This window comes from Streptomyces sp. NPDC001920 (genome assembly GCF_053594495.1).
The window spans coordinates 585,023-607,452 of record NZ_JBSFEP010000001.1 but is presented as its reverse complement, the minus strand read 5'-3'; the positions used below and the strand labels follow the sequence as shown (position 1 = coordinate 607,452).

General features: G+C 70.6%; 19 protein-coding genes and 1 pseudogene. 9 read left to right on the top strand and 11 right to left on the bottom strand.

The annotated features are described in order from the left end of the window. Nucleotides 1-93: 93 nt before the first annotated feature. On the bottom strand, nt 94-5,184 hold the full coding sequence (locus tag ACWCPI_RS02465) for an ATP-dependent helicase (RefSeq protein WP_451036326.1): 5,091 nt from the start codon (nt 5,182-5,184) through the stop codon (nt 94-96). 345 nt (nt 5,185-5,529) lie between these two features. On the opposite strand from ACWCPI_RS02465, the pseudogene ACWCPI_RS02460 reads away from it, so the two are divergent. From ACWCPI_RS02460 to ACWCPI_RS02450, 3 genes and pseudogenes are all read left to right on the top strand, one after another. Beyond that, nucleotides 5,530-6,476, top strand: a pseudogene (locus ACWCPI_RS02460) (AraC family transcriptional regulator). Next, the gene (locus ACWCPI_RS02455; RefSeq protein ID WP_451036325.1) at nt 6,392-7,123 is read left to right on the top strand and encodes an AzlC family ABC transporter permease; all 732 of its coding nucleotides are present in this window, start codon (nt 6,392-6,394) and stop codon (nt 7,121-7,123) included. The pseudogene ACWCPI_RS02460 and the gene ACWCPI_RS02455 overlap by 85 nt, the downstream one beginning before the upstream one ends. Then, nucleotides 7,120-7,428: an AzlD domain-containing protein gene (locus tag ACWCPI_RS02450; RefSeq protein WP_451036324.1), complete on the top strand. Its 309-nt coding sequence runs from the start codon at nt 7,120-7,122 to the stop codon at nt 7,426-7,428. The genes ACWCPI_RS02455 and ACWCPI_RS02450 overlap by 4 nt, the downstream gene beginning before the upstream one ends. Nucleotides 7,429-7,434: 6 nt before the next feature. Here ACWCPI_RS02450 and ACWCPI_RS02445 read toward each other — a convergent pair whose 3' ends face one another. Continuing rightward, nucleotides 7,435-8,379 carry a hypothetical protein gene (locus ACWCPI_RS02445; protein ID WP_451036323.1) on the bottom strand — a complete coding sequence of 315 codons (945 nt, stop codon included), beginning with the start codon at nt 8,377-8,379 and terminating at the stop codon, nt 7,435-7,437. Between the two features lie 80 nt (nt 8,380-8,459). Between ACWCPI_RS02445 and ACWCPI_RS02440 the strand changes: the two genes are divergently transcribed. The 4 genes from ACWCPI_RS02440 (at nt 8,460) to recX (ending at nt 12,260) form a co-directional block, all read left to right on the top strand. Further along, the gene (locus ACWCPI_RS02440; protein WP_019754911.1) at nt 8,460-8,654 is read left to right on the top strand and encodes a DUF3046 domain-containing protein; all 195 of its coding nucleotides are present in this window, start codon (nt 8,460-8,462) and stop codon (nt 8,652-8,654) included. Between the two features lie 60 nt (nt 8,655-8,714). Further along, the gene (locus ACWCPI_RS02435; protein WP_451036322.1) at nt 8,715-9,986 is read left to right on the top strand and encodes an AI-2E family transporter; all 1,272 of its coding nucleotides are present in this window, start codon (nt 8,715-8,717) and stop codon (nt 9,984-9,986) included. Nucleotides 9,987-10,280: 294 nt separating this feature from the next. Beyond that, a complete protein-coding gene (gene recA / locus ACWCPI_RS02430; protein WP_451036321.1) occupies nt 10,281-11,408 on the top strand; it encodes a recombinase RecA in 1,128 nt (375 codons plus the stop codon). A gap of 3 nt (nt 11,409-11,411) precedes the next feature. Continuing rightward, a complete protein-coding gene (recX, locus tag ACWCPI_RS02425; protein ID WP_451036320.1) occupies nt 11,412-12,260 on the top strand; it encodes a recombination regulator RecX in 849 nt (282 codons plus the stop codon). A 157-nt stretch (nt 12,261-12,417) separates the two neighbouring features. On the opposite strand, the gene ACWCPI_RS02420 is transcribed toward recX, so the two are convergent. The 8 genes from ACWCPI_RS02420 to ACWCPI_RS02385 all read right to left on the bottom strand — a co-directional run bounded on the left by ACWCPI_RS02420 (nt 12,418) and on the right by ACWCPI_RS02385 (nt 19,001). Then, a complete protein-coding gene (locus ACWCPI_RS02420) occupies nt 12,418-12,843 on the bottom strand; it encodes a rhodanese-like domain-containing protein (protein ID WP_451036359.1) in 426 nt (141 codons plus the stop codon). 5 nt (nt 12,844-12,848) lie between these two features. After that, nucleotides 12,849-13,421 (bottom strand): cysteine dioxygenase, encoded by a 573-nt coding sequence (locus tag ACWCPI_RS02415; RefSeq protein ID WP_451036319.1) that lies wholly within the window; start codon nt 13,419-13,421, stop codon nt 12,849-12,851. 86 nt (nt 13,422-13,507) lie between these two features. Continuing rightward, entirely contained in the window at nt 13,508-13,579 is a 72-nt protein-coding gene (locus ACWCPI_RS02410) for a putative leader peptide (RefSeq protein ID WP_309544753.1), read from the bottom strand. 107 nt (nt 13,580-13,686) lie between these two features. After that, the gene (locus ACWCPI_RS02405; RefSeq protein ID WP_451036318.1) at nt 13,687-15,330 is read right to left on the bottom strand and encodes an FAD-dependent monooxygenase; all 1,644 of its coding nucleotides are present in this window, start codon (nt 15,328-15,330) and stop codon (nt 13,687-13,689) included. A 177-nt stretch (nt 15,331-15,507) separates the two neighbouring features. Continuing rightward, entirely contained in the window at nt 15,508-16,440 is a 933-nt protein-coding gene (locus ACWCPI_RS02400) for an amino acid ABC transporter permease (protein WP_451036317.1), read from the bottom strand. Then, the gene (locus ACWCPI_RS02395) at nt 16,437-17,111 is read right to left on the bottom strand and encodes an amino acid ABC transporter permease (RefSeq protein ID WP_451036316.1); all 675 of its coding nucleotides are present in this window, start codon (nt 17,109-17,111) and stop codon (nt 16,437-16,439) included. Before ACWCPI_RS02395 ends, ACWCPI_RS02400 begins: the two co-directional genes overlap by 4 nt. 96 nt (nt 17,112-17,207) lie before the next feature. Next, nucleotides 17,208-18,053 carry a glutamate ABC transporter substrate-binding protein gene (locus ACWCPI_RS02390; RefSeq protein ID WP_451036315.1) on the bottom strand — a complete coding sequence of 282 codons (846 nt, stop codon included), beginning with the start codon at nt 18,051-18,053 and terminating at the stop codon, nt 17,208-17,210. A gap of 171 nt (nt 18,054-18,224) precedes the next feature. Further along, a complete protein-coding gene (locus tag ACWCPI_RS02385) occupies nt 18,225-19,001 on the bottom strand; it encodes an amino acid ABC transporter ATP-binding protein (RefSeq protein ID WP_451036314.1) in 777 nt (258 codons plus the stop codon). A 288-nt stretch (nt 19,002-19,289) separates the two neighbouring features. Here ACWCPI_RS02385 and ACWCPI_RS02380 point away from each other — a divergent pair, with 288 nt between their 5' ends. Continuing rightward, the gene (locus ACWCPI_RS02380; RefSeq protein ID WP_451036313.1) at nt 19,290-19,976 is read left to right on the top strand and encodes a response regulator transcription factor; all 687 of its coding nucleotides are present in this window, start codon (nt 19,290-19,292) and stop codon (nt 19,974-19,976) included. A gap of 9 nt (nt 19,977-19,985) precedes the next feature. Then, nucleotides 19,986-21,377: a sensor histidine kinase gene (locus ACWCPI_RS02375; RefSeq protein WP_451036312.1), complete on the top strand. Its 1,392-nt coding sequence runs from the start codon at nt 19,986-19,988 to the stop codon at nt 21,375-21,377. A gap of 16 nt (nt 21,378-21,393) precedes the next feature. Here the strand turns inward: ACWCPI_RS02375 and ACWCPI_RS02370 are convergent, their stop codons facing one another. Next, nucleotides 21,394-22,389: a TAXI family TRAP transporter solute-binding subunit gene (locus tag ACWCPI_RS02370; RefSeq protein WP_451036311.1), complete on the bottom strand. Its 996-nt coding sequence runs from the start codon at nt 22,387-22,389 to the stop codon at nt 21,394-21,396. Between the last annotated feature and the right edge of the window lie 41 nt (nt 22,390-22,430).

Sequence of the window (22,430 nt, the reverse complement as noted above, 5' to 3'; positions counted from 1 at the left end):
GGGGCGGAGCGGGGTTGGGGGGCGGAGCGGGGTTGGGGGCGGTAGTGCGTGGTTGGACGGGTGGGTCGTCGGGTGGTCGGGTGGGGGTTCGTCTCAGGCGCGTAGGCGCAGGCCTCGTGGGGTCGCGATGAAGCCTGCTCCTTCCAGGAGGGTGCCGAAGGGGGACGTCAGGGCCGAGGCGCCGTTCACGCGTTCCACCGTGACCGTGCCGAGGGAGCCGGCGCGGGCCGCCGTGGCGAGGGCCTCCGCCGCCGCGCGCAGGTGCGGGTCGTCGGCGGGATCGGCGTCAGGGCCCGCGGGCCAGGCCAGCAGGGTCTTGCCGCCGCGCTCCATGTAGAGGGTCAGCTCGCCGTCGACGAGCACGACGAGGGAGCCCGCTTTGCGGCCCGGCTTGTGCCCGGCACCGGTGGGTGGCTCGGGCCAGGGGAGGGCGGCGCCGTAAGCGTTCGCCGGATCCGCGGCGGCGAGGACGACGGCTCTGGTGTCGGGGGCGGGGCGGGCACGGCGGGATCCGAAGCCCGGCCCGGCGCCGGCGCCGTACGGTGCGCCGCCGTTGCGCCACGCGGGGTTCTGCGACGGGCGTCGGCCGTCCTGGGCGGCGCGGTCGTGGGGGGAGACGTAGTCGCCCGGGCCGAGGTGGGCGTCCAGGAAGTCGTGGTCGAGGTCGGGGATGTCGTACCCGGGGGCGTCGCTGGGGTGGGCGCCCGTGGGGGTGCCTCCAGGGAAGTGGTACGCCTGATCGTCGGGTCCGTCGAGTCCGTCGAGTCCGTCGGGTCCGTCGGGTCCGTCGGGTCCGTCGGGTCCGTCGGGTCCGTCGGGTCCGTCGGGTCCGTCGATGTCGGAGGCTGTGGGGTCCTGGGGTGTGCCGAAGCCGGCGGAGGCGCCCAGGCGGGCGGCGGCGTCGGCGTTGCCGGGAGCGGCGGGGGCGGGCAGGCCGTCGCCGCGTTCGCGGGCGTTGGCCACCGCGCGGAGGCGGTCCACCGCGCCGTCCATGGCGAACTGGGCGGCGCCGAGACCCTCCACCACGTAGCCGCGCCGCGCCTGGCCGGTCTCCTCGAAGGCGGACAGGACGCGGTACGTCGCCGAGAAGCCGCCCTCGACGCCCTCGGCTGCGACCGCGCCCCGGGTCACCACACCGTGCCGGTCGAGGAGCGTGCGGGCCAGGGCATGGGCGCGCACAGTGGGGTCGGGTTCCTGCGCCGGGAGCAGCGACCAGCGGCCGGCCACGGTCGGCGGGCCGGTGCGGGAGGCTGTCCGAGCGGCGGCTGTGAGGGAGCCGTAGCGGCCGCGCGGGACGGTGCGCTTGGCGCGGTGCGCCGTCGAACCCGCGGTGCGGCCCGATCCCAGCAGGGAGCGCAGGGGAGCGAGCGTGTCGTTCGTCAGACGGCCGGACCAGGCCAGCTCCCACAGGGCGTCGGCGAGCTGGGGGTCGGTGGCTTCGGGGTGGGTGGTGGCGCGGATCTGGTCGGCGATCTGACGGAAGAACAGGCCGTAGCCGCCGGACAGCACGTCCAGGACGGACTGGTGCAGCGCCGTCAGCTCCAAGGGGTGGGGCTGCGCGAGGAGCAGGGGGGCCGCGTCCGCCATGTAGAGGGAGACCCAGCCGTCCTTGCCGGGGAGCGAGCCGGCGCCGGCCCAGACGACCTCGCCGGCCGCCGTGAGTTCGTCGAGCATCGCGGGTGTGTAGTTCGCGACGCGGGACGGCAGGACGAGCTTCTCCAGGGCGGACGCGGGCACGGACGCGCCCTGCAACTGCTCGATGGCGCGCACCAGTCCGTCGATGCCACGCAGCCCGTGGCCCCTGCCGATGTGCTGCCACTGCGGCAGGAACTGGGCGAGCGCGGCCGGCGGCACCGGTTCCAGTTCGTGCCGGAGGGCGGCGAGGGAGCGGCGGCGCAGACGGCGCAGGACCGTCGCGTCGCACCATTCCTGGCCGATGCCGGCCGGGTGGAACTCGCCCTGCACGACGCGTCCGCTCGCCGCCAGCCGCTGAAGGGCGCCGTCCGTGACCGCCGTGCCCAGGCCGAAGCGGGCCGCCGCAGTGGCCGAGGTGAACGGGCCGTGGGTGCGGGCGTAGCGCGCGAGAAGGTCGCCGAGCGGGTCCTTGACCGGCTCGGTGAAGGCCTCGGGCACACCGACCGGCAAGGCCGTGCCGAGCGCGTCGCGCAGGCGGCCCGCGTCCTCGATGGCCGCCCAGTGGTCGGTGCCGGCGACACGGACCTTGATGGCACGCCGGGCGGCCGCCAACTCCTGGGCCCAGTGCGGTTCGGCGCCCCTCTCGGCCAGCTCGGCGTCGGTGAGCGGGCCGAGGAGGCGCAGAACGTCCGCGACTCCCTCGACGTCCTTCACCCGGCGGTCCTCGGTGAGCCATTGCAGCTCCCGTTCCAGCTCGGTCAACACCTCGGCGTCGAGCAACTCGCGCAGTTCCGCCTGGCCGAGCAGCTCGGCCAGCAGCCGCGAGTCCAGTGACAGGGCGGCGGCGCGGCGCTCGGCGAGCGGTGAGTCCCCCTCGTACAGGAACTGTGCGACGTACCCGAAGAGAAGGGAGCGCGCGAAGGGCGACGGCTCGGGGGTGGTGACCTCGACGAGGCGTACCTTGCGCGACTCCAGGTCGCCCATCAGCTCGATGAGTCCGGGGACGTCGAAGACGTCCTGGAGGCACTCGCGGACCGCCTCCAGGACGATCGGGAACGAACCGAACTCGCTGGCCACCTCCAGCAGTTGCGCGGCGCGTTGACGCTGCTGCCACAGCGGGGTGCGCTTGCCGGGATTGCGGCGCGGCAGCAGCAGCGCGCGGGCGGCGCACTCACGGAAGCGGGACGCGAACAGGGCCGAGCCGCCCACCTGGTCGGTGACCACCTGGTCGACATCGCCCTTGTCGAAGACGACGTCCGTCGCACCCACAGGCGCCTGGTCGGCGTCGTACTCCGTGCCGGCCTTTCGCGGTTCCTGGTCCAGTAGGTCCAGGCCCATGAGGTCGGCGTCGGGCAGGCGCAGCACGATCCCGTCGTCGGCGTGCATGACCTGTGCGTCCATGCCGTACCGCTCGGAGAGCTTGGCGCCGAGGGCGAGCGCCCAAGGTGCGTGGACCTGGGCGCCGAAGGGGGAGTGCACGACGACGCGCCAGTCACCGAGTTCGTCGCGGAAGCGCTCGACGACGATGGTGCGGTCGTCCGGGATGTGGCCGCAGGCCTCGCGCTGCTCGTCCAGGTAGGCCAGGACATTGTCCGCCGCCCACGCGTCCAGACCGGCGGCGAGCAGACGCAGGCGGGCATCGTCCTTGGACAGGGAACCGACCTCGCGCAGGAACGCGCCCACCGCGCGGCCCAGTTCGAGCGGGCGGCCCAGCTGGTCGCCCTTCCAGAAGGGGAGGCGGCCCGGTACGCCCGGGGCGGGGGAGACCAGGACGCGGTCGCGGGTGATGTCCTCGATGCGCCAGGAGCTGGTGCCGAGCGTGAAGACGTCACCCACGCGGGACTCGTAGACCATCTCCTCGTCGAGCTCGCCGACCCGGCCACCGCCCTTCTTGGGGTCCGAACCGGCGAGGAAGACCCCGAAGAGCCCGCGGTCGGGAATCGTGCCCCCGGAGGTGACGGCGAGGCGCTGGGCGCCGGGGCGGCCGGTGATCGTGCCGGTGACACGGTCCCAGACCACGCGCGGGCGAAGCTCCGCGAACGCGTCGGACGGATAGCGGCCGGCGAGCATGTCGAGAACCGCCGTGAAGGCGGATTCCGGCAGGGAAGCGAAGGGGGCGGCTCGCCGGACCGCGGCGAGGAGGTCGTCGAACTGCCAGGTGTCCATCGCCGTCATGGCGACGATCTGCTGGGCGAGGACGTCCAGGGGGTTGGCCGGGACCTTGAGGGACTCGATGGACCCGGTGCGCATGCGTTCCGTGACCACGGCTGCCTGGACGAGGTCGCCGCGGTACTTCGGGAAGACGACACCCGTGGAGACGGCACCCACCTGGTGGCCCGCGCGGCCCACGCGTTGGAGGCCGGAGGCGACGGAGGGAGGCGATTCGACCTGGACGACGAGGTCGACCGCGCCCATGTCGATGCCCAGTTCGAGGCTGGACGTGGCCACGACCGCGGGGAGTCGGCCGGCCTTGAGATCCTCCTCGACCAGGGCGCGCTGCTCCTTGGAGACCGAGCCGTGGTGGGCGCGGGCGATGACCGGGGGCGCGCCCTGGGCCGCGCCGGAGCCGCCCATGAGCTCGGCGGGGGCGTGGTGCTCGTCCAGGGTTTCGCCGGTGGCACGCTCGTACGCGATCTCGTTGAGGCGGTTGCAGAGGCGTTCCGCGAGGCGGCGGGAGTTGGCGAAGACGATCGTGGAACGGTGGGACTGGACGAGGTCGGCGATCCGCTCCTCGACGTGCGGCCAGATCGACGGGCGTTCCGCGCCTTCGGAACCGTCGGCCACCGGTGAGCCGCCGAGTTCGCCGAGGTCTTCCACGGGGACCACGACCGAGAGGTCGAACTCCTTGCCCGACTTCGGCTGGACGATCTCCACCTTGCGACGGGGGGAGAGGAAGCGGGCCACCTCGTCGACCGGGCGGACGGTCGCTGAGAGGCCGATGCGCCGGGCCGGCTTCGGGAGAAGCTCGTCGAGGCGCTCCAGGGTGAGGGCGAGGTGGGCGCCGCGCTTGGTGCCCGCCACCGCGTGGACCTCGTCGAGGATCACCGTCTCGATGCCGGTCAGGGCGTCGCGGGTGGCCGACGTCAGCATCAGGAACAGGGATTCGGGGGTGGTGATCAGGATGTCCGGGGGGCGGGTCGACAGGGCTCGGCGCTCCGCGGCCGGGGTGTCTCCCGAGCGGATGCCGACCTTCACCTCGGGCTCGGGGAGGCCGAGGCGCACGGATTCCTGGCGGATGCCCGTCAGAGGGCTGCGGAGGTTGCGCTCCACGTCCACGGCCAGGGCCTTGAGTGGGGAGACGTAGAGAACTCGGCAGCGCTTCTTGGGGTCGGCCGGTGGGGGCGTGGAGGCGAGCTGGTCGAGGGCGGCGAGGAAGGCGGCCAGGGTCTTGCCGGAGCCGGTGGGGGCGACGACCAGCACGTCCGAGCCCTCACCGATGGCCTGCCACGCGCCGGCCTGGGCTGCGGTGGGCGCGGAGAAGGCGCCCGTGAACCAGCCGCGGGTCGCGGGGGAGAAGCCGTCGAGGGCTCGGTGCGGTTTGCTGACCATGCGTCCATCCTGCACCCGGGGACTGACAATGCGGCTGAGCTGGGGATTGTCCGCGGCTGCGGGTGCAGGGGGGCGTCGACTCCGGGTGGCGGCTCGGCGGTGGCGGCGGGGGCTGGGTGGGTCCTGCGGCGCCTGTGCGGGGAGGGTAGGGGCGTGAAGCGTCTGCGAGGGGCGGGCGGTGCCGGGGGTGTCCGTCCCCTCGGGGCGGCGGCCGGCTGGGGCCGGGACGTGCCGTTTCCTGACGTCGGCCGCTGCGGGCGGGCCCCCGACACGGTCCTTTGCCGCCGTCGGCGGCCGGCCGCTTGACGGCAGGGATCTCACCGCGCCCTGCCGGAGAATGAAGCCATGGCTGGTTCGGGTGAGCGGGCGCGGCACTGGCAGTACTCAGGGTTGCCGGGTGTCGATCTCCTGCGCGCCCGGTATGTGCGGAAAACATTCGTACGGCACACCCATGAACACTTTGTGATAGCCGCTATCGCCGATGGCGTGGAGGTCTTCCGCCACGGCGGTGCCGACCAGTACGCGGGGGCCGGTGCCCTCGCCCTGGTCAATCCCGATACGCCGCACACCGGGCGGGCCGGGGTCCCGGAGGGGTGGCGGTACGGGGCCCTGTATCCGTCGCCCGAGGTGGTCGCCGAGATAGCCGCCGAGACCATCTCGATCCGGGGGACACCCGGTTTCGTCGAACCGGTGCTGGACGACCCGTACGCCGTGAGGCTGGTGCACCAGGTGCTGCGTGCCGCCGACGAGGGCAATGCGCTGGCCGCGGACACCATGCTCAGAGTCGCCGTGACGCGACTGCTGCGGCTGAACGGCGGCGCCCTGCCGCGGCGGGAAGTGCGGACGGCGGGGGCTCGGATCGCGGTACGCGCGCGTGAGGTGCTGGAAGAGCGGATGGCCGCGCCGCCGAGCCTGGAGCGGCTGGCCACGGATCTCGGTACGAGTCCGTTCGCCTTGCTGCGGGCCTTCCGAGGTGTGTACGGGATGCCGCCACACACCTGGCTGACGGACGCGCGGGTACGGCAGGCTCGGCATTTGCTGGACGCCGGGAGCTCGCCGACGAAGGCGGCCCTCGCCGTGGGCTTCGCCGACCAGCCGCATCTGAACCGGCACTTCAGCAGGATCGTCGGCGTTCCGCCGGGGGCCTACCAGCGGGAGCGCAAGAACGTACAAGACGGGCCGCCGTGGCCGTCCTAAAGTCGCGGGCGTGGCGGAACAGAGAGCTCTCGCAGATCCGAGCGTCGACGGAGGCAGGTCCGATGCCGTGGTCGTCCGGGACGCCCTCGGCGTAGGCGTCGCCGTCGGGCTGTCCGGGTTCGCCTTCGGGGTCACGTCGGCCGGCAGCGGGCTCACACTCCTGCAGACCTGTGCGCTGAGCCTGCTGGTGTTCACCGGAGCGTCTCAGTTCGCGCTCGTGGGGGCGCTGGCAGTCGGCGGCAGTCCGCTGACCGCGGCCGCGGGGGCCTTCTTCCTGGGGGTGCGCAACGCCTTCTACGGGCTGCGGCTGTCGCAGTTGCTGAGCCTCACGCGCGCGGTGCGGCCGTTCGCCGCGCAATGGGTGATCGACGAGACGGCTGCCGTAGCCCTGGCGCAGCCGACGCGGCGTAGCGCCAGGGTCGGGTTCGTGGTGACGGGGCTCAGCCTGTACGTGCTGTGGAACCTCACCACGTTGCTGGGTGCGCTGGGGGCCGAAGCCGTCGGGGACACCGACGCCTGGGGGCTGGACGCGGCCGGGCCCGCGGTGTTCCTGGCGCTGCTCGCTCCCATGCTGACGTCCGCGACGGAGCGTGCCGTCGCGGGTCTCGCCGTGGTGCTGGGGCTCGGACTGCTGCCTGTGCTGCCTGCCGGTGTGCCCGTCCTGGTGGCCGCACTCGCGGCACCGGTCGTGCTGTGGGCGCAGGGGCGTCGTGGTGGAGACGGGCGGGAGGGGCAGCGGTGAGCGTCTGGATCGCGATCGGCGTCACCGCCCTCGGCTGCTACGCGGTCAAACTCGTCGGACTGCTGGTGCCCGCGGGTGCCCTCGAGCGGCCCCTCGTCCGGCGTCTTGCCGCCCTGTTGCCCGTCGCCCTCCTTGCCGCCCTCACAGCGCAGCAGACCTTCGCCGACGGGGACGCGCTGGCACTGGACGCGAGGGTGGCCGGAGTCGCCGCGGCGACCGTGGCGCTCGTCCTGCGGGCCCCGTTCCTCCTGGTCGTCGCGACAGCCGTGGTCGTGACGGCGGGCGTGCGGGCGCTGGGCGGGTGAGGCGGGTCAGCCGATGTGGCGGCCGTACGCCCTGAGCGTGCGCAGCGCCTCGATCGTCACCATGGGCCGCGCCTCCAGGGCGATGCCAGGAGCCCACTGTTGCCAGAGGATCGGCCAGCCGCCGTCCTCCTGCTGCCCGTCGGCGAGATGGTCCAGGGAGCGGTTCATCTCGTCGTCCGTGAACCACGCGCGCGCGAGGGACCGCGGAGTGCGCGCGTAGTCGTGCGGGAAGTGGTGCTCGCCCGGGGCGTAACCGGGCGGTACCGGGTAGGCGCCGAGGTCGTCCGGCTCCAGTGCCGCCAGACGCTGTTCGCGCACCAAGCGGCCCAGCCGGTCGGCGGCCGCCTCCGCGCGCGGGCGGTCCGGAGCGGAGTCCAGGAAGGTCACGGCGGCCCGGATCTCGTACGGATGGGACTTCTCCAGGGACTCGACCGCCTGCCAGCAGAAGTCCGTGGCCCGGAACAGCCAGGCGTGCCACACCTCGTTGCGGTGCAGCAGACCGACCACCGGCCCGGTGGCCAGGAGGGAGCTGGGCGGGTCGTCCACGATCGGCACGAAGGGCGCCGTGGGGTAGCCCCGCTGGCTGGGGTGGACGGCCGGGAGAGCACCCTCGGCAGTGGAGACCGACGTGAGGTACCGGCACACACGGTCCACGCGCTGCCCGCCGCAGCGTTCGATGGCGTCCAGCACGTGGAGCGCGTGACCGGCGTGCAGCGGCTGGCTGACCGGGCCCCGCAGGTCCGGCTCCAGGGCGTGGCCGTATCCGCCGTCCTCGTTGCGGTAGGCGTCCAGAGCCCTCTCGACCGGGTCGGCGGCGCCGTTCAGGAAGTGATACGAGAAGAGGCGCTGCTCCAGGGCGCGCGCGGTGAGCCAGACGAACTGCTCGGCGCGGAAGAGCGGGGAATGCGACGGGGGCGTCGGGGGGAGTGGGGGAGCTCCTGTTACGGCCATGCGTCAGACCGTAGGGCGGAAAGCGGTCTCGGCAAGCGGTCCCGGCGCAGGCCCACCCTCAGGAGCGGGATACTGGACGCATGCGGTTGACGGTCTTCTGGCAGCGGATGGCGGACCATTTCGGTCCTGGATACGCCGAAACGTTCGCGCGCGACCACGTGATGTCGGAACTCGGTGGGCACACGGTCCTCGGGGCGCTGGATGCCGGCTGGGACGCGAAGGACGTGTGGCGCGTGGTCTGCGCTGTCATGAACGTTCCGGGGGAGAAGCGCTGACCGGGCACGAAGATCGCAGTACGGCAGCCGGTTGTCGGTGGCGTGGGCGAGACTTGCACCGTGGCACGCACTGACGAGACCGGGCAGCCCGCCCGGCACGCATCCCCGTCCGGCCCCACGCCGCCCACCCCACCGCCGGGCGCGGGCGACGCCGGGTCGAACGCCCGTATGCCGCGTTGGCTGCCGCGTGCCATGGTCCTCGCCCTGGCCCTCGTGGGCGTGTTCCAGCTGGGCAGCTGGGCGTTTCACCAGCTCACCGGTCTCCTGATCAACATCCTCATCGCCTTCTTCCTGGCCCTGGCCATCGAGCCCGCGGTGAGCTGGATGGCCTCACGAGGGATGCGCCGGGGACTGGCCACGGCCGTCGTCTTCCTCGCCGTGATCGTCGTGTCCGCCGGGTTCGTGACGTTGCTCGGTTCCATGCTCGCGGGCCAGATCATCAAGATCGTCGAGGATCTTCCGGCCTACATCGACTCCGTCATCAACTGGATCAACACGCATTTCAACACCGAACTGCGCCGTGTGGACGTCCAGGAGGGCCTGCTCCGCTCCGACTGGCTGCGCAACTACGTGCAGAACAGCGCGACCGGAGTCCTGGCAGTGTCCGCACAGGTCCTCGGCGGTCTCTTCCAGCTGCTGACGATCACCCTGTTCTCGTTCTACTTCGCCGCGGACGGCCCACGACTGCGCCGCGCGCTGTGCTCCGTACTACCACCCGCGAAGCAGGCCGAGGTGCTGCGCGCATGGGAGATCGCCGTCAACAAGACCGGCGGCTACCTGTACTCACGCGGTCTGATGGCGCTCATCTCCGGCATAGCCCACTACATCCTGCTCGCGAGCCTGGAGGTGCCGTACGCGCCCGTGCTCGCCGTGTGGGTCGGCCTCGTCTCGCAGTTCATCCCCACGATCGGCACGTATCTCGCGGGCGCGCTGCCCATGCTGATCGCCTTCACGGTCGATCCCTGGTACGCGCTGTGGGTGCTGATCTTCGTCGTGGTCTACCAGCAGTTCGAGAACTACGTACTGCAGCCCAAGCTGACCTCGAAGACCGTCGACATCCACCCCGCGGTCGCCTTCGGCTCGGTCGTCGCCGGTACCGCTCTCCTCGGTGCCGTGGGCGCGCTGATCGCCATCCCTGCGATCGCCACGCTGCAGGCGTTCCTGGGGGCGTACGTGAAGCGGTACGACGTCACGGACGACCCGCGTGTCCACGGACACCGGGGACGGGGAACGGGACGCAGTTTCTTCACGCGCGCGCGTGGGCTGTGGGTGAGACGGCCGGAGGAGCGGCCCCCGACGGAGCAGGGGAACTCCGGGGGCGGTTCCGTCTGAACCCGAACCCGGCGCGCGGGCCGGGCCGTCATGACGGCGGCCGGGGCGGAATCAGGGGCGCTGCCGGACCCCGGGCGTAGGGTCGTAGGTGCCGCGTGGTGCGCTTGACACAAAAATCGAACATCCATTCTCATGGAGGCTCCGGCGAGGCGCTCGGCGGGCGTTTCCTCACGGTTTCGACCTGGATGTGCCCGAGTTATCCACAGGCTGGACGGGCGTCGGGGCGCATTGTCAGTGGCAGGCGTTAGCGTCTTTGACGTGAAGCGATCGACTCAAGCAAACCGGGTGGAACCCATGGCAGGAACCGACCGCGAGAAGGCGCTCGACGCCGCGCTCGCACAGATTGAACGGCAATTCGGCAAGGGCGCGGTCATGCGCATGGGCGAGCGGTCGAAGGAGCCCATCGAGGTCATCTCGACCGGCTCGACCGCCCTCGACGTGGCCCTCGGCGTCGGCGGTCTGCCGCGCGGCCGTGTCGTGGAGATCTACGGCCCGGAGTCCTCCGGTAAGACGACCCTGACCCTGCACGCGGTGGCGAACGCCCAGAAGGCCGGCGGCCAGGTCGCCTTCGTGGACGCGGAGCACGCCCTCGACCCCGAGTACGCGAAGAAGCTCGGCGTCGACATCGACAACCTGATCCTGTCCCAGCCGGACAACGGCGAGCAGGCGCTGGAGATCGTGGACATGCTGGTCCGCTCCGGCGCGCTCGACCTCATCGTCATCGACTCCGTCGCGGCGCTCGTCCCGCGAGCGGAGATCGAGGGTGAGATGGGTGACAGCCACGTCGGTCTGCAGGCCCGTCTGATGAGCCAGGCCCTGCGGAAGATCACCAGCGCGCTCAACCAGTCCAAGACCACCGCGATCTTCATCAACCAGCTCCGCGAGAAGATCGGCGTGATGTTCGGCTCGCCGGAGACCACGACCGGTGGCCGGGCCCTGAAGTTCTACGCCTCGGTGCGTATCGACATCCGCCGCATCGAGACCCTGAAGGACGGCACGGAGGCGGTCGGCAACCGCACCCGCTGCAAGGTCGTCAAGAACAAGGTCGCGCCGCCCTTCAAGCAGGCCGAGTTCGACATCCTCTACGGCCAGGGCATCAGCCGCGAGGGCGGCCTGATCGACATGGGTGTGGAGCACGGCTTCGTCCGCAAGGCCGGCGCCTGGTACACGTACGAGGGCGACCAGCTCGGCCAGGGCAAGGAGAACGCGCGCAACTTCCTGAAGGACAACCCCGACCTGGCCAACGAGATCGAGAAGAAGATCAAGGAGAAGCTCGGCGTCGGCGTACGGCCGGAGGAGCCGGCTGCCGAGCCGGGCGCGGACGCCGCGGTCTCCGCCACCCCGGACGACGCCGCGAAGACGGTGCCCGCGCCGGCGGCGACCAAGGCCGCCAAGAGCAAGGCCGCGGCGGCCAAGAGCTGATCGGTGACACGGCGAACGGACTGGGCCGAGTACGCCGCCCACCCGGATGCTCCGCACCAGCGGGGGAGAGGCGGCCACGGGCCTTCCTCCTCCGGCATGGACGGCGGCGGTCACGGAGGGGACGCGGCCCATGGCACGGACGGGGGGAACGACGATGCGGCGCCGTACGACAGGAGCGGGTCGTACGGGATGTACGGCGACGAGTCGGGCCTGACGCCGGGCACGAACACCTCGGGCGGCTCGGACCGTACGACCGGTTCGCGCGGGCGTCGTCGGCGCCGTCGCACAGAGCCGTCCGGTGAGGACGGAGGTGCCTCTTCCTCGTCGAGGGCCGAGACGGGGGCGCCTTCAGCGGACCCGGTGGAGCAGGCGCGGGCGATCTGTCTGCGCCTGCTCACCGGGACCCCGCGCACGCGGAAGCAACTCGCGGACGCCCTGCGCAAGCGGGAGATCCCGGACGACGCCGCCGAGGAGGTGCTGTCGCGGTTCGAGGAGGTCGGCCTCATCAACGACAGCGCGTTCGCGGACGCCTGGGTGGAGTCCCGGCACCACGGCCGGGGCCTGGCCCGACGCGCTCTCGCTCGGGAACTGCGAACCAAGGGCGTCGACTCCACGCTGATCGACGCGGCCGTGGCCCAGCTGGATTCCGGGCAGGAAGAGGAGACCGCGCGGGAACTCGTCGCGCGCAAGCTGCGGGCCACGCGCGGCCTCGACCGCGACAAGCGCCTGCGCCGCCTCGCGGGGATGCTCGCCCGCAAGGGCTATTCCGAGGGGATGGCCCTACGGGTGGTGCGGCAGGCACTGGAGGAAGAGGGGGAGGACACGGAGTTCCTGGGGGACGAGGGGTACTGATCCCGACAGCCCACCGCGTGCTGAGAAGCCCGGGAGCGGGGCAAGGACGGTGACCTCGGTTCCCGGCGCCGGACACGGGTGGACGCGCGGGGGCGCCTATCGCGTGCGGGGCTGGGTTCGAGGGCTTGAGGGGGGCGGCTGCTGAAGGTGGGCCTCCTCACTCTCCCCCCGTCACCGGAAGCCCCTCCGCCCGCCAAGCCTGGAACCCCCCGACCAGATCGGTCGCCCGGCGCAGGCCCAGTCGTCGGAGCGACTCGACCGCCAGGCTGGACGCGTACCCCTCGTTGCAGATCACCACGACCCGCAGATCATGATTCGTTGCCTCGGGGACACGATGGCTGCCCTGGGGGTCGAGCCGCCACTCGAGTTCGTTGCGCTCGACGACGAGGGCCTCGGGAATGAGCCCGTCCCGTTCGCGCAGGGCCGCGTACCGGATGTCGACCAGCAGGGCCTCACCGGCCTGAGCGGCCTCGTACGCCCTGCGCGCTTCGATACGTTCGTAGCCCGCGCGCACCCGTTCCAACAACTCGTCGATACCGACGGGCCGTTCGCCCACGCCGTCGGTCACGGTCACGTCGTCCACCCCACTCACTGCCAGTCCTCCGGCCGCTCCACCTGCTCCAGGCGCAGAACCGGCCCGGTGCGGCTGAAGCGGCGCATCTGCGGCAGGGGTGGGTAGTAGGCGTGCACGGAGATCGCGTGCTGGTCGGCGGATTCGTTGAGGACCTCGTGCACATGGTGGTGACCGAAGGAGCGGCCCTTGCCGGCCGGCAGTCGGCGTTCGCGGTCCACGCCGTCCGTCAGCTCCAGCGTCTTCCAGCCGTCGGAGGGCAGCCGCACGGCGAGGGAGTTCTCCTTGAGCTCGCCCGCTGCCGTCACGAAGGCGCCAGCCGAGTCGGCGTGGTCGTGCCAGCCGGTGCCGGTCCCGGGGGGCCAGCCGATCAGCCAGGCCTCGCTGCCGCCGGGGCCATCGAGCCGTACCCAGGTACGGCCCTGGGGATCAAGGGGAAGTGAGGCGATCAGTTCGGCGTCGGCGGCGGTACGCCGTACGAAGTCGAGGAGGTCCGCCTGCGTCGGCGCGGACGCCGGAGCAGACGCCGAGGAGCCGGCCGACGCGGAGACCCGCTGAGAGGCGGCAACGGAGACATGGGGGACAGACAAGAGGCACCGTCCTGATGAGAGTTCGCGAAGAGCGCGCGGCAGCGCGGGTGAGATCGCGGCGCGCGCGGATGAATGAGGGCGCGAGTTCAGCAGGACGGACGACACACGCAGCCCGCATAGCGGACGAGGTCCATATGGACCCTCCGCCACAGGCGCACATAGGTGTCGGTCACGATCCGGAGTACACCATGGCGGTGCGGACCGGTCAACTCACCGTCACTATGCGGACCACACAGTGACGGTGAGTACTTCCTTCACGCCGGTGTCAGCGCGACCCGGCCGTGGCCCCGGCTTCCGCGGTGGCTCCGGCCGCCGTCGTGACCGGCCCGCCCAGCGCTGCCTCGGCAGCCGAGTACAGATCGGCCGGCCGTACCCCGCTCAGTGCCGTGACCAGGTGACCGTCGGGCCGCACCAGCAGGACCGTGTGCGCGGCCGCCCCCGGGTAGCTCTCCGCGACCAGCAGCTCGGCCCGATAGGGCAGCGCCGTCACCGCGGCCGCCAGCCGGGGCATGATCCCGGCGGTCGCCCAGTGCTTGCGGTCCCACACACCCGTGCCCGGCGCGATCAGCACGACCAGCAGCGCGCCGCGCCCGAGCCGGTCCCGCAGCCGCACGAAGGAGCCGTCCTCCGCGGTGACGCGCACGTCCATGACCTGCGCACCCCGCGGAGTGTCCACGGCAGTCTCGCCCTCCAGTTGCCGGGGCGTCAGTGGCGAATCGGCGTACGCCCCCGGCGCACCGATCGCTCCGTGCCCCAAGTGGCCGTCCGTCAGCAGCGCGTCATGCCCTCGCGCGGAGCCGGGGACGTACGCGCGCAGCCCTCCGCCACCTCGCAGCAGCGGCAGCGCCTGGTCGGCGGCGCGCAACCGGGCGGCGACGACCGCGCGGCGCTCCGCCTGGTAGCTGTCGAGCAGGGCCTCACGGGGCCCGTAGTGCCAGGCCGGTGCCAGCTTCCAGGCGAGGTTGTCGGCGTCCCGCAGCCCCTCGTCGAGCCCGTGCGTGCCCAGCGCGCCCAGGCAGTGCGCCGCGTCCCCGGCGAGAAAGACACGGCCCACGCGCCAACGCCGGGCCAGCCGGTGATGGACCGTGTGCACTCCGGTGTCCAGGAGTTCGTACGACGGTGTCGACCCGCCGCACCAGCCGGCGAGGGTCTCGCGGACGTGGGACACGAGCATCTCCGGCGTCACCAGGTCCTTGCCCGGCGGCAGCAGCCAGTCGAGGCGCCACACCCCGTCCGGGAGCGGACGCGCAGCGACCTCCCCGCCCGAAGGTCCGGACGTCCGCCACGGCGGCATCCGATGGAGCAACGCCTGGCCGTCCCAGGGGAGTTCCGCGCGCAGCGCGGCCACGGCGTGTCGCTCGACCGCCGTACGTCCGGGGAAACGGATGTCCAGGAGTTTGCGCACCGTCGAGCGCGTGCCGTCGCAGCCGACGAGATAGCTGCCGCGCCACCACGTGCCCGTGGGCCCGCGAGTGTGAGCGGTGACGCCCGAGGGCTCCTGCTCGACGGCGTCCAGGCGGCTGTCCACGGCCACCTCGACGAGAGGCTCGTCGGCGAGGGCCGCGCGCAAGGCGCCGGTCAGGACGTGCTGGGCGATGTGCAGGGGGGCGGGGTTCGTGCTGCTTCCGGGCCCCTCCGCGGCGTCGTCGAACGTGACCTCGCGCATCACCTGCTTGCGCCGCATCGCCCGCCATCCGGCCCAACGGGCCCCGGCCTCGGAGAGCGGCACTCCCGTCAGGCGCTCCATGAGGGCGGCGGTGTCCTCGCGCAGTACGACAGTGCGCGCGAGGCGTGGCTCGTCCTTGCCGGACCCCTCGTCGAGAACGACGGACGGCACCTCCTGACGGGCCAGCGCCAGGGCGAGCGTGAGCCCGACGGGCCCAGCTCCGACAATGATCACCGGGTCCACGGCGCGGCGCCCCCTGCCCGCAGCGGTGTCCCGAGGGACGCAAGTGAACAGAAAGTTGGAGCAGGGTGCACGATCACAGAACGTATGCAACCTATTGCCGGTGCTTGCGTCAAGTGACGGAGGGCAGTGGCGGTCATGCCACTGCCCTCCGGGTCGTTCGTGCCCTCTGATTGTTCGTCAGGTGTAGGTCTTGGAGCCTGGGAGGCCGCCGCCCTCGCCACCGGTCCCGTAGGTGCCGCCCGTCGCCGCCGGGTTCAGCTCCTCCATGTCCTCGGCGCTGAGGACCGCGCCCGTGCTCTTCTTGCTGCGCCGCAGACGCTTCTCCAGCCAGCTGGCGAAGCTGGTGAGGATGAAGTTGAGGACGATGTAGATGATCGCCACCACGATGAAGCTGGGGATGGGGTTGGCGTAGGCGGCCGCAAGAGTGCTGCGCGTGTTGAGCAGCTCGGTGAACCCGATCATCACGCCGCCCAGCGCGGTGTCCTTCACGATGACCACGAGCTGGCTGACGATGGCCGGCAGCATGGCGGTCACGGCCTGTGGCAGCAGGATGATCCCCATCGTCTGGCCCTTGCGCAGGCCAATGGCCTTGGCAGCCTCCGACTGACCCTTGGGCAGGGCGAGGATGCCCGCACGGACGACCTCGGCGAGGACAGACGCGTTGTAGAGCACCAGGCCGGTGATGACCGCGTAGAGCTGCCGCTGTTCAGTGGTGACGTCAGTCCAGCGGTCGTAGGCCTCGTTGGCGAACAGCATCAGCAGGAGGACCGGGATCGCCCGGAAGAACTCGATCACTGAGGCTGACGGACCCCGCACCCACCGGTGGTCGGAGAGGCGCGCGATGCCAAAGAGCGCGCCCAGAGGAAGGGCGATCACCATTGCCCAGGCCGCGGCAGTCAGAGTGTCGGCCAGACCGGGCAGGAGGTATGTCGTCCAGGCCTGGGACTCGGTGAACGGCTTCCATAGCGCCCACTCCAGTTGGTTCTTCTCGTCCATGGCGTCCCAGATGAACCACAGGAGAAGGACGAGCAGGGCGAAGAAGACCACGGAGATGACCATATTGCGCCGCTTGGCGCGAGGGCCCGGAGCGTCGTAGAGAACGGAGCTCATCGCTTCACCGCCAGTCGCTTGCTCAGCCAGCCGAGGACGAGGCCGGTAGGCAGGGTCAGTACCACGAAACCGAAGGCGAAGACCGCGCCGATGAGCAGCGTCTGGGCCTCGTTCTCGATCATTTGCTTCATCAGGTAGGCCGCTTCGGCCACGCCGATCGCGGCCGCCACGGTCGTGTTCTTGGTCAGGGCGATCAACACGTTGGCCAGCGGGCCGATGACCGAACGGAAGGCCTGCGGCAGGATGATGAGCCGGAGGGTCTGGCTGAAGGTCAGCCCGATGGCACGGGCCGCCTCCGCCTGGCCGAGCGGCACGGTGTTGATGCCGGAGCGAAGCGCCTCGCAGACGAAGGCGGCCGTATAGGCGACAAGACCGAGGATCGCCAGACGGAAGCCCCGGATCTGGAAGTCGGAGGCCCCCATCGTCACGCCGAAGACATCGGCGAGGCCGAGCGAGGTGAAGATGATGATGACCGTCAGGGGGATGTTCCGGACGAGGTTCACATAGGCCGTGCCGAACCCACGCATAAGAGGAACCGGGCTGACCCGCATCGCGGCCAGGAGGGTGCCCCAGACCAGGGAGCCGATGCCGGAGAAGAAGGTGAGTTTCACCGTCGTCCAGAAGGCGCCCAACAAGGTCGGGTTGTTGTAGTCAGAAAGAAAGTCGAACACGATCTCCCGCGCTTCCGGGTGGGTGGCGTACGTGGATAGCGCGGCGCGCCGCCGCCCTGATCGCGGTGGACGGCGGCGCGCCGGTCAGGCAGTGCGCTACTTGACGATGACGCCGATCTTCGGCGCGGGCTCGTTCTTGTAGTTGGCCGGACCGAAGTTCTCCGTGACCGCCTTGTCCCAAGCCTTCGAGCTGACCATCTTCTCGAGGGCCGCGTTGATCTTGTTCAGGGTCTCGGTGTCACCCTTCTGCACACCGATGCCGTAGTTCTCGTTGCTCAGCTTGAGGCCGACGAGCTTGAACTGACCCTTGTACTGCTCCTGCGAGGCGAAGCCGGCGAGGATCGAGTCGTCCGTGGTCAGGGCGTCCACAGCACCGCTCTGCAGCGAGGAGATGCACTCCGAGTAGCCGCTCCGCTCCTGCAGGTTGGCCTTCGGCGCGAAGTCGTTCTTGACGTTCTGCGCCGAGGTGGAGCCGGTCACCGAGCACAGGTTCTTGCCGTTGAGGTCGGTGGCCTCGGTGATGTCGGAGTCGGCCTTGACCAGCAGATCCTGGTGCGCCAGCAGGTACGGCCCGGCGAAGTCGACCGACTTCTTGCGCTCGTCGGTGATCGAGTACGTGGCCGCGATGAACTTGACGTCCCCGCGCTTCAGGGCGTTCTCGCGGTCGGGCGTCTTCGTCTCGACGAACTCGATCTGGTCGGCGTCGTAGCCGAGCTCCTTCGCGACGTACGTCGCCACGTCCACGTCGAAGCCCGAGAAGGAACCGTCCGGCTCCTTCAGGCCCAGACCCGGCTGGTCGTACTTGATGCCGATCTTGATCTTGTCGCCGCCACCGGAGCCCGAGCCACCCTCGTTGTCGCCGTCCCCGCCACCACAGGCGGTAGCGGTGAGGGAGAGGACGACTGCGGCGGCCGCCGCGGCGGAGACCTTGCGGAGCTTCATGGTGAACATCCTTTGCGTGATGAAGAGATGCGGTCCCGTCAGGGACGGGTGACGCAGGTCGTCGGGTGCGTGAAGCGGTCCCTCAGTGGTGCCGGATCGTGTTCGTCAGTGGTTCCGGATCGTGTTCGTCAGGGGTGCCGGATCGTGTGCGTCAGTGGTGCAGGAGGGTCGTCAGTGGTGCAGGATCTTCGACAGGAAGTCCTTCGCGCGGTCGCTGCGCGGGTTGCTGAAGAACTGGTCCGGCACAGCTTCTTCGACGATCTTGCCGTCCGCCATGAACACCACCCGGTTGGCGGCCGAACGGGCGAAGCCCATCTCATGGGTGACGACGATCATGGTCATGCCGTCGCGGGCGAGCTGCTGCATGACCTCCAGGACCTCGTTGATCATCTCCGGGTCGAGAGCCGACGTGGGCTCGTCGAAGAGCATGACCTTGGGGTCCATGGCCAGGGCCCGGGCGATGGCCACACGCTGCTGCTGACCACCGGAGAGCTGTGCGGGGTACTTGTCCGCCTGGGTGCCCACACCCACCCGGTCGAGCAGGGAGCGAGCCTTCTCCTCGGCCTTCTTCTTGTCGGCCTTACGGACCTTGATCTGGCCCAGCATCACGTTCTCGAGCACGGTCTTGTGCGCGAAAAGGTTGAAGGACTGGAAGACCATTCCGACGTCGGCGCGCAGCTTGGCCAGCGCCTTGCCCTCCGCGGGCAGCGGCTTGCCGTCGATGGCGATCGAGCCGGAGTCGATCGTCTCGAGGCGGTTGATGGTGCGGCACAGGGTGGACTTCCCGGACCCGGAGGGTCCGATGACCACGACGACCTCACCGCGGGCGATCGTCAGATCGATGTCCTGGAGTACATGCAACGCGCCGAAGTGCTTGTTCACGTTCTTCAGGACGACCAGGTCGCCGGTCGCGGCCATGTCTTCCTTGACCACCGATACTTCGGTCATCGCTCTCAGGCTCCGTCCTCCTCGGTTTCGGAGGACAGTAATAACCGTATCCGACCTGCGTCATTAGTTCTGAGGTGAATCTGAGCATCACGATCCGATAGCAATCGGACACGTGTCGTAGTACTTGACAGCAGGGCGCGTACCGGCTGGATAACGGAAGCCGCGAGCAGCCGGAACCCCCTTGACGGCGTCCTCGTCCATCAGCGTGACTGCCTTGGTGCACGCGCGCGCGTGCACGCACTGGGTATCCACCAAAATCGTACGGCCGATGAACCGAAGGAGGCCGGGATGAGACTGCTCCTCGTCGAGGACGACAACCATGTCGCCGCCGCGCTGTCCGCGGTCCTGGCACGGCACGGTTTCGACGTCACGCACGCGCGCAGCGGCGAGGAGGCTCTTCAGGCACTCGTCCCGGAGGGCAACGGCTTCGGCGTCGTCCTCCTCGACCTGGGCCTGCCCGACCAGGACGGCTACGAGGTGTGCGGCAAGATCCGCAAGCGCACCAGCACGCCGGTCATCATGGTCACCGCCCGCTCCGACGTCCGCTCCCGCATCCACGGCCTCAACCTCGGAGCCGACGACTATGTGGTGAAGCCGTACGACACCGGAGAGCTGCTCGCCAGGATCCACGCGGTCAGCCGGCGCAAGGTGCAGGAGGACCCGACGGCGGCAGGCGACGGGGTGCTGCGTCTGGGCGCGGTGCACATCGAGCTGCCCACCCGTCAGGTCAGTGTGGACGGCTCCGTCGTCCAGCTGACGCGCAAGGAGTTCGACCTCCTCGCCCTGCTCGCCCAGCGCCCAGGCGTGGTCTTCCGCCGGGAGCAGATCATCAGCGAGGTGTGGCGTACGAGCTGGGAGGGGACGGGGCGCACTCTTGAGGTGCATGTGGCGTCCCTGCGTGCCAAGCTCCGCATGCCCGCGCTGATCGAGACCGTACGCGGCGTCGGCTACCGACTCGTCGCCCCGGCCGCTTAGCGGGCAAGGGTGCGCACTCGTCTCCTCCCGCTGCTCATCGTCCTGATGGCGGCCGTGCTGCTCGCGCTCGGCGTGCCGCTCGCCGTCAGCCTCGCCGCGGCCCAGCAGCAGAAGGTGGTCGTCGACCGGATCGACGACACGGCGTACTTCGCGGCCATCGCACGGCCCGCCGCCGACGCCACGACCGGTTCCCGCGACGAGCGGCGGATCCTGAGCAGGGAGCTGGAGAGCTACTACGACGTCTACGGCATCCGGGCGGGCGTCTTCCTCCCCGACGACACGTCCCTGACCAAGGGACCCGCGACCTGGTCCCTGCCCGAGACCGGTGAAGTGCGCGACGCCTTCGAGGAGTCGCTGCTCAGCCGGCGCAGCCATGACCCCAAGCAGGTGTGGCCCTGGCAGCGTGGCCGTCTCGTCATCGCCTCGCCGGTGATCCGGGACGGTGACGTCGTCGCGGTCGTCGTCACGGACTCTCCCACCGAGCAGATGCGTTCGCGGATCCTGGACGGCTGGCTGATCATCGGCGCGGGTCTGACGGCCGCGATGCTGGTGGCCGTCGGGGCCGCTCTCCGGCTGACCGGCTGGGTGCTGAAGCCGGTCCGCGTGCTGGACACCACCACGCACGCGATCGCGAGCGGGCGCCTGAAGTCCCGGGTGGCGGTGGCCAGCGGTCCGCCGGAACTCCGCAGGCTGGCCCGGTCGTTCAACGAGATGGCGGACAACGTCGAGGATGTTCTGGAGCAGCAGCGCGCCTTCGTCGCCGACGCCTCGCACCAGCTGCGCAACCCCCTCGCGGCGCTGCTGCTGCGCATCGAACTGCTCGCTTTCGAACTACCGGAGGGCAATGAGGAGATCGCCTCGGTCCAGACCGAGGGCAAGCGCCTGGCCCAGGTGCTGGACGACCTGCTCGACCTGGCCCTGGCCGAGCACACCGAGGCCGACCTGCGGCTCACCGACGTCGGCGCGCTGACCGCGGAGCGTGTGGCCGCCTGGGCGCCGACCGCGGACTCCAAGGGGGTACGGCTGGTGGGGAACTGCCCGCCCACCACCGCCTGGACCGACCCGGTGGCGCTGTCCAGCGCGCTGGACGCGGTGATCGACAACGCGGTCAAGTTCACGCCGGAGGACGAGCGCGTCGAGGTGACCGTCACCTCCAACGGCAGCATGTCGACGATCATGGTCACCGACCGCGGTCCCGGCCTCACGGACGAGGAACTCGCCCGGGTCGGCGACCGCTTCTGGCGCAGCGGCCGGCACCAGAACATCAAGGGCTCCGGACTGGGGCTGTCGATCTCGCGGGCACTGCTCGCGGCGTGCGGCGGCTCCATCTCCTACGGCCATCACGAGCCGCACGGACTGCGGGTGACGGTGACCGTGCCCAGGACCGCGCCGCCCCGGTGAACAGGGGGCGGAGCAGCTACGGCTTGACCGAGCGGTAGTAGTCCTTGGCGCCCTGGTGCAGGGTCAACGGGTCGGTGTAGATCGCCGTGCGCAGGTCGACGAGCTGCGCGGAGTGGACGTGGGCACCGATGCCGTCGCGGCTCTTGATCACCGTACGGGTCAGCCACTCGGTGAGCCGGGGGTCCATGTCCTTTCGGGTGATCAGGAGGTTGGAGACCGCGATCGTCGGCACCGTGTCGCCGTTCTGGACGCTGGGGTAGGCCGACTCCGGCATGTTGGTCGCGCGGTAGAAGTGGGCCGTGTCGCCCTGGGCGTGCACCTTGGCGACGAGGTCGGCGTCGATCGGCACGAACCGGAACGAGGAGGTCTTGGCGATCTCCTCCAGACCGTCCGTGGGCACCCCGCTCGACCAGAAGAACGCGTCCAGTTCGCGCCCCAGGCGCTCGGGGCCGGTGTCGATGCCGTCGGACCTGGGCGTGATGTCCTTCTCCGGGTCGATGCCGGCCGCCTCCAGCACGCGGGTGGCGATCAGCCGTACACCGGAGTTGGGCAGCCCTATGGCCACCCGCTTGCCCTTGAGGTCCGCGACGGAACGGATGTCCGAGTCGGGCGGTACGACGAGCTGCACGTAGTCGTCGTACAGGCGGGCGACACCGCGCAGCTCGTCGGTGACGGGTCGGCCGCCGATCTTGAAGGTGTCCACCGCGTCGGCGGCGGCGATCGTGAAGTCGGCCTGGCCCGTCGCCACGCGCTCGACGTTCTCCTGCGACCCGTCACTCGTCAGCAGCCGCACCTTCAGCTGGGGCATGTCCTTGGCGAGCTCCTTGCGCAGCCGTTCGCCGTACTCCTGGTACACCCCCGCGCGCGTGCCCGTGCTGAACGTGATCGTCCCGCTCGGCGGCTCCTCTCCCAGGGGAAGCAGCCACCACAGCAGCAGTCCCAAGGCGACGAACCCGGCGGCCGCGCCCTGCAGGGCCCGGCGTCCGGTGATGCGGGTGAGTGCCTTGGACATGGGCGAGATCCTGCCAGCCGGTGCGGGGTGCTGACCAGGGC

Coding starts and splice junctions, on each gene's coding strand:
- ACWCPI_RS02385 (WP_451036314.1), bottom strand. CDS start 19,001: ATGACCGAAGTATCGGTGGTCAAGGAAGACATGGCCGCGACCGGCGAC.
- recA (WP_451036321.1), top strand. CDS start 10,281: ATGGCAGGAACCGACCGCGAGAAGGCGCTCGACGCCGCGCTCGCACAG.
- ACWCPI_RS02400 (WP_451036317.1), bottom strand. CDS start 16,440: ATGAGCTCCGTTCTCTACGACGCTCCGGGCCCTCGCGCCAAGCGGCGC.
- ACWCPI_RS02390 (WP_451036315.1), bottom strand. CDS start 18,053: ATGAAGCTCCGCAAGGTCTCCGCCGCGGCGGCCGCCGCAGTCGTCCTC.
- ACWCPI_RS02380 (WP_451036313.1), top strand. CDS start 19,290: ATGAGACTGCTCCTCGTCGAGGACGACAACCATGTCGCCGCCGCGCTG.
- ACWCPI_RS02440 (WP_019754911.1), top strand. CDS start 8,460: ATGCGGTTGACGGTCTTCTGGCAGCGGATGGCGGACCATTTCGGTCCT.
- ACWCPI_RS02370 (WP_451036311.1), bottom strand. CDS start 22,389: ATGTCCAAGGCACTCACCCGCATCACCGGACGCCGGGCCCTGCAGGGC.
- ACWCPI_RS02465 (WP_451036326.1), bottom strand. CDS start 5,184: ATGGTCAGCAAACCGCACCGAGCCCTCGACGGCTTCTCCCCCGCGACC.
- ACWCPI_RS02445 (WP_451036323.1), bottom strand. CDS start 8,379: ATGGCCGTAACAGGAGCTCCCCCACTCCCCCCGACGCCCCCGTCGCAT.